Annotated in this window: 8 protein-coding genes; 6 read left to right on the top strand and 2 right to left on the bottom strand. The window is 62.7% G+C overall.

Annotated features, from left to right (window positions below; all coding sequences use genetic code 11):
* Window positions 1-99: 99 nt before the first annotated feature.
* Complete coding sequence (locus EN914_RS39895; protein WP_013528464.1) at window positions 100-225, bottom strand: hypothetical protein; 126 nt, start codon at window positions 223-225, stop codon at window positions 100-102.
* Between the two features lie 312 nt (window positions 226-537).
* On the opposite strand from EN914_RS39895, the gene EN914_RS20900 reads away from it, so the two are divergent.
* The 3 genes from EN914_RS20900 to EN914_RS20890 all read left to right on the top strand — a co-directional run bounded on the left by EN914_RS20900 (window position 538) and on the right by EN914_RS20890 (window position 2,906).
* Window positions 538-1,347 (top strand): transglutaminase family protein, encoded by an 810-nt coding sequence (locus tag EN914_RS20900; protein ID WP_024502078.1) that lies wholly within the window; start codon window positions 538-540, stop codon window positions 1,345-1,347.
* Between the two features lie 127 nt (window positions 1,348-1,474).
* Window positions 1,475-2,440 carry a cation diffusion facilitator family transporter gene (locus EN914_RS20895; protein WP_013528466.1) on the top strand — a complete coding sequence of 322 codons (966 nt, stop codon included), beginning with the start codon at window positions 1,475-1,477 and terminating at the stop codon, window positions 2,438-2,440.
* A 61-nt stretch (window positions 2,441-2,501) separates the two neighbouring features.
* On the top strand, window positions 2,502-2,906 hold the full coding sequence (locus tag EN914_RS20890) for a GFA family protein (RefSeq protein WP_024502079.1): 405 nt from the start codon (window positions 2,502-2,504) through the stop codon (window positions 2,904-2,906).
* Between the two features lie 20 nt (window positions 2,907-2,926).
* Here the strand turns inward: EN914_RS20890 and EN914_RS20885 are convergent, their stop codons facing one another.
* Window positions 2,927-4,198: a DNA recombination protein RmuC gene (locus tag EN914_RS20885; protein WP_024502080.1), complete on the bottom strand. Its 1,272-nt coding sequence runs from the start codon at window positions 4,196-4,198 to the stop codon at window positions 2,927-2,929.
* 103 nt (window positions 4,199-4,301) lie between these two features.
* On the opposite strand from EN914_RS20885, the gene def reads away from it, so the two are divergent.
* The 3 genes from def to fmt form a co-directional block, all read left to right on the top strand.
* Entirely contained in the window at window positions 4,302-4,832 is a 531-nt protein-coding gene (gene def / locus EN914_RS20880; RefSeq protein ID WP_024502081.1) for a peptide deformylase, read from the top strand.
* 47 nt (window positions 4,833-4,879) lie between these two features.
* Entirely contained in the window at window positions 4,880-5,143 is a 264-nt protein-coding gene (locus EN914_RS20875) for a hypothetical protein (protein ID WP_013528470.1), read from the top strand.
* Between the two features lie 116 nt (window positions 5,144-5,259).
* A partial coding sequence (fmt, locus tag EN914_RS20870) for a methionyl-tRNA formyltransferase (protein ID WP_127389234.1) occupies window positions 5,260-6,036 on the top strand: 777 nt, incomplete at its 3' end.

Genomic DNA, 6,036 nt, shown 5'->3' with positions numbered 1-6,036 from the left:
CCCCCGCCACGCCAATATAAGAATTTCGGGCGCTCGAGCAACAGCGACCGGCAACAAGTGTCGCCGGCCGTAATCTTATTGCGAAGTGGATCGCCGGACCTACTTGTCCTTGAGCTTCATCGCCTTGACCGGCGGCGCCTTCAGCGCCGGAGCCGGAGCGGGCTTCTTGGCGTCCTTCTTCGGCTTGCGGGCTTCCTTGCCTGCCTTCATCGCACCTTTAGCCATGATTCGTTCCTCCTGATGTGAGAAGCCAAGTGAAACAAGAGAACCGCCCGACCGCAAGGGGTTAGCGACTGTTGCCGCCGACAGCGGATCGCTTTCAACCGGTTTCTAGAGCAATTCACCGTTTCGCGGAAACAGCGAATTGCTCTAACTCTTTGTTTTGACGCAATTCCGGACGGAAAACCGCTTCACACTTTTCCTGGAATTGCTCTAATTTGCTCGTAAACCATGGCGGTCCGTGCCATGGTCATTTTCGCACTGCAGCATCGACCCGAGCTTCGCCGGGTGATCGTCAGGCAGGCCGGCAGGACGACAATGCGAATCCACATCGGCTGCGAGATGAGCTTCGACTTTCCGCAGGAAACGCCGCTCATCGCGATGCTGAATGTGCACTATTCGCGGACCTCCGATCTCGAGCGGCCGGATTTCCTGATCTCCAATCCACCGGTGCCGATCGAAAGCTATCGCGATAGTTTCGGCAATTGGTGCAACCGGCTTGTCGCGCCGCCCGGGCGCTTCACCTTCGGCACCGACGCGGTGATCCGCGACCCCGGCACCTTCGAGATGGGCGACCTGATGGCCTGGCAGCACGAGGTGCGCGACCTGCCGGCGGACACATTGCTGTTCCTGCTGCCCAGCCGTTTTTGCGAAAGCGACCTTCTGGCTGACGAGGCGTGGCGGCTGTTCGGCAACACGCCGCTGGGTATTCCGCGCGTGCAGGCGGTCTGCGACTTCGTCCACAGCCACATCGTCTTCAACTACGGCAATGCACGGCCGACGCGCACCGCGGCGGAAGCCTATCGTGAACAGAGCGGCGTGTGCCGCGACTACGCGCATCTCGCCGTCACCTTCTGCCGGGCACTCAACATCCCAACGCGCTATTGCACCGGCTACATCAGCGACATCGGTATGCCGAAGCCATGGGCAAGCATGGATTTCTGCGCCTGGATGGAAGTCTATCTCGGCGGCCGCTGGCATGTCTTCGACCCGCGCAACAATGCACCGCGCATCGGCCGCATCCTGATCGCCTCCGGCCGCGACGCCGCCGACGTGCCGCTGACCCATATTTTCGGCCCGGGAACGCTTGCCGGCTTCAAGGTGTGGACCAGCGAGATCATCGAGTAGTCGCCGTTTTCCATAGACCGATCTCTCATGGCCGCTGCCGTGGACGACCCGACATTCGCACGGTGTGATGCCTGTGGAGCTTTAGCGGCCTGGCCGCTAGACTGCGCCTTGAACGGGGGCAAATGCCATGGCCGGGCACGGCGGCTCAAAAAAGGTGATCTACGCGGCGCTCGCCGGCAATCTCGCCATCGCGCTGACCAAGTTCGCCGCCGCCGCCTTTACCGGCAGTTCGGCGATGCTGTCGGAGGGCGTCCATTCGCTGGTCGATACCGGCAATGGCGGCCTGCTGCTCTACGGCATGCACCGCGCCGCTCGCCCTGCCGATCGCACGCATCCGCTCGGCCACGGCCGCGAACTCTACTTCTGGAGCTTCATCGTCGCGCTCCTCGTCTTCGCGCTGGGCGCCGGCGTGTCGTTCTACGAAGGCGTGGTCCATATCATGGCGCCGGAGCCGGTCGCCAACGCCAAGGTCAACTATATTGTTCTGGGCCTTTCCTTCCTGTTCGAAGGCAGTTCGTGGTGGGTGGCGCTGAAGGAGTTTCGCCGGCAGAAGGGCAGGCAAGGCTGGCTGCAGGCCGTGCAGTCGAGCAAGGATCCGAGCGTCTACACCGTGCTGTTCGAGGACAGTGCGGCACTTCTCGGCCTGATCGTCGCTTTCGCCGGCATATTGGCGGCGGAACTGCTGGAGATGCCGGAGCTCGACGGCGCCGCCTCTATCGGCATCGGGCTGATCCTTGGCGCGACCGCGATCTTCCTGGCCCGCGAAAGCAAGGGCCTGCTGATCGGCGAGCCGGCGTCGCCCGAGGTGCAGATGAAAGTGCTGGCGATCGCCCAGCAGGATCCGGCGGTGCAGCGGGCGAACGGCGTCCTGACCGTCCATATGGGGCCGACAGAGATCGTCGCCGGGCTCAGCATCGAGTTCGAGGACCATTTGACGGCGCCCGAGATCGAAGCTTGCGTCGAGCGCCTGGAGGCGCAGTTGAAGAAGGAAATGCCGGAGATCACACGGCTGTTCGTCAAGCCGCAGACGTCAGGCACCTGGGAGCAGCGGCGCAGGCTGATCGATTCCGCATCCGATCCTGCCCTGGACTAAAACCGTGCCATTGCCTCACGGCCTTGCGCCGCTAGATTGAAGGGGCTTTGGAGGAACGAAGATGAGAATAGACGGCGGCTGTCATTGTGGCGCCATCACCTACGAGGCGGAGGTCGATCCGGAAAAGACCACGATCTGCCACTGCACGGATTGCCAGCAACTGACTGGCACGGCTTTTCGCCTTACGGTTCCGGCGCCGGAAAGCAACTATCGCATCACCAAGGGCACGCCGAAAGTCTACATCAAGATCGTGGCGAGCGGCGCCAAGCGCACCCAGGCCTTTTGCGCCGACTGCGGTTCGCATCTTTACGCCACGTCTGTCGGAGATGGTCCGAAGGTCTATGGAATTCGCGTGGGGACCGCGCGGCAGCGCCAGGATTTGATCCCGACACAGCAGAAATGGCACCGCTCGGCGCTGCACTGGCTGCCTGAATTTCAGGGCATGACCACGTTGGAGGAGCAGTAGCGCCGGTCCGGCACCGCGCCTCAATCGTCGCCTTCGACGACCCTCAGCCTGAGCTGCCCGGTTTTCGAATCGGCAACGCGCGCGCCGGTATCGACCTTGGCGGCGGGACCCCGTGACGCGGCGTCTACGGCGGCATCGCCGTCGGGCTGCGCGCCGAATTCCAGCGCCTCGATCTTCTGGCCGCGCTTGGTGACCTTCGACGTCGAAACCAGTATGTCGTCGATGTCCTTGGCCGACTGGCCGAAATGCACCTGCAGCTTGCGCACCCGCTCATCGACACGCGCAACATCCTCCATCAGCCGGATGACCTCGCCCTGGATCAGGTGCGCCTGTTCGCGCATGCGGGCATCCTTGAGGATCGCCTGGATGACCTGGATCGACAGCATCAGCAGCGACGGCGAGACGATGACGACGCGCGCACGGTGCGCCTTGTGCACGATCGCCTCGAAATTCTCGTGGATCTCGGCGAACACCGATTCCGACGGCACGAACATGAAGGCAGTGTCCTGCGTCTCGCCCTGGATCAGGTATTTTTCCGAGATATCGCGGACATGTATCTCGATGTCGCGGCGGAAGGCCTGCGAAGCTGCCTTCTGCAGATCGGCGCCATCGGCGGCGCGGATGGCGTTCCAGGCTTCCAGCGGAAATTTTGCATCGATGGCCAGCGACGGCGCGCCGTTCGGCATCTTCACCAGGCAGTCGGGCCGGCTGCCGTTCGACAGCGTCGCCTGGAACTCATAGGCACCGTGCGGCAGGCCGTCGGCAACGATCGCCTCCATGCGCGACTGGCCGAACGCGCCGCGCGTCTGCTTGTTCGAGAGGATCGCCTGCAATTGCACGACCTGGCCGGCGAGCGACTGGATGTTGCCTTGCGCGACGTCGATGACCGCCAGCCGTTCCTGCAATTTGGCCAGGCTCTCATGCGTGGATTTGGTCTGCTCGGTCATGGTCTGGCCGAGCCGGCCGGTCATGGCGTCGAGGCGTTGGCCGATCGATTGCGTCAGTTCCGCCTGCCGTGCGCCGAACACTTCCGCAATGGCGCCCATGCGGCCCTGCATTTCGGCCTGGCTTTGCAGAATGCCGGCCATCCGCACTTCCGCATCGCGGGCATGATCGGCGGCTTCCGCGGCCGCCACGGCGCGCGCCTTGGCCGACCGCCACAACGCAATGACCAGCGCCACGAACAGGGCCAGAAACAGCAAAACGCCGAAGGCCAGCGCATGGCCGAGCGTGATCGTTGTGGCGCCAAGCCGGGCGACAGGCTCCGAAAGGATGGTGCTCAAATCATTCATGTGGACAGCATAGACGATTCGCCGCGATAGCACAGATCAAAACGTGAACGCGCCTGATGCCAACCGGTTGACGCGTTTCGCTGGAGGTCTTAGGTGGAACGCCATGCCGATCAAGCCGCTCATCATCCTTCCCGACCCCATCCTGCGCGAGGTTTCCAAGCCCGTAGAGCGTGTCGACGCGCCTTTGCGCAAATTAGCCGACGACATGCTGGCGACCATGTATGATGCGCCGGGCATCGGGCTGGCGGCAATCCAGATCGGCGAGCCGCTGCGCTTGCTGGTGATCGATCTCGCCAAGGAAGACGAGACGCCGGCGCCGCATGTCTTCATCAATCCGGAAATCCTGGAGAGCGCCGACGCGCGCTCCGTCTATGAGGAAGGCTGCCTGTCGATCCCGGATTATTACGCCGAGGTCGAACGCCCCGCCTCCGTGCGGGTCAAATATCTCGACCGCGACGGCAAATTGCAGGAGATAGAGGCCGAGGGGTTGATGGCGACCTGCCTGCAACACGAGATCGACCACCTCAATGGCGTCCTGTTCATCGATCACATCTCGAAGCTGAAGCGCGACATGGTGGTAAAGAAATTCAAGAAGCTCGCCAGGGACAAGGCGCCGGGCAAGCTCGCGGGATAAGGTACGGGAGTCCCCTCCAGGCCTATTGTCGGCAGGATTGCCACCAAATGGAGATGCCGACGGTCGACATGCTGATCAGGGACATTCCTGAGCCTTTGAAGCGCGAGATCGAACTGGCGGCGCGCGAGGTCGGCCAAAGCGTCTCGGACAAGGCCATCGGCCTTCTGCGCAAAGGCATAGTTGCGGAGAGGCCGGCCCGAGAGGAGTCGAGCCTCTCGGCGTGGGCTGCAATTCGCTCGGCTTTCGTATCTGAAAGCGCAATTGGCGATGAATACGCGGAAATCATGGAGAAGATCGAAGCGGAAAGATAGCGCGACGGTCGTCCCGCGACTTCGACGGCCTTGACCTAAAGCTCGTAAACCCGTTTGAAGCGGATGCCTGAGCCGGCACACTGCGCGAGCAAGAAGACAGGATACCGGAAGAAAAAATGCCCCTTCGCGTCATCTTCATGGGTACGCCGGAGTTTTCGGTGCCGACCTTGCGCGCGATCGCCGAGGCTGGCCATGAGATATCAGCCGTCTATACCCAGCCGCCGCGCGCTGCCGGACGACGCGGGCTGGAGCTGACGCCGTCGCCGGTGCAGCGCGAGGCGGAGCGACTGGGCATCGAGGTGCGGACGCCGGTTTCGCTCAAAGGCGAGGCCGAACAGGCCGCTTTTCGCGCCTTGCAGGCCGATGTGGCGGTGGTCGTCGCCTATGGCTTGCTGCTGCCGAAGGCGGTTCTGGAGGCAACCCGGCTCGGCTGCGTCAACGGCCATGCGTCGCTTCTGCCGCGCTGGCGCGGCGCCGCCCCCATCCAGCGCGCCATCATGGCCGGTGACCTGGAAAGCGGCATGATGGTGATGCGCATGGAAGAGGGCCTGGACACCGGTCCGGTCGGGCTGGTTGAAAAGTGCGCCATCGAACCCGATATGACAGCCGGCGATCTGCATGATCGGTTGATGAGTGTCGGTGCTGCCTTGATGGTGGAAGCGCTGGCGCGGTTGGAAGGGAACACCCTGACATTCACCACACAAGCTGTGGATGGGGTGACCTACGCCAAGAAAATCGATAAATCCGAGACTCGCGTGGACTGGACTCGCTCGGCAAGTGAGGTCCACAATCATATTCGTGGCCTGTCGCCCTTTCCAGGCGCCTGGTCGGAGATAGGAATTGGCGGCCGCCAGGAGCGGCTGAAACTGCTTCGCTCGACGCTGTCGCAAGGC

Source organism: Mesorhizobium sp. M7A.F.Ca.CA.001.08.2.1 (assembly GCF_003998455.1).
Lineage (GTDB): Bacteria > Pseudomonadota > Alphaproteobacteria > Rhizobiales > Rhizobiaceae > Mesorhizobium > Mesorhizobium ciceri.
Note: the sequence above shows the minus strand (reverse complement) of the source record. Positions and strands in the feature narration are given on the sequence as shown.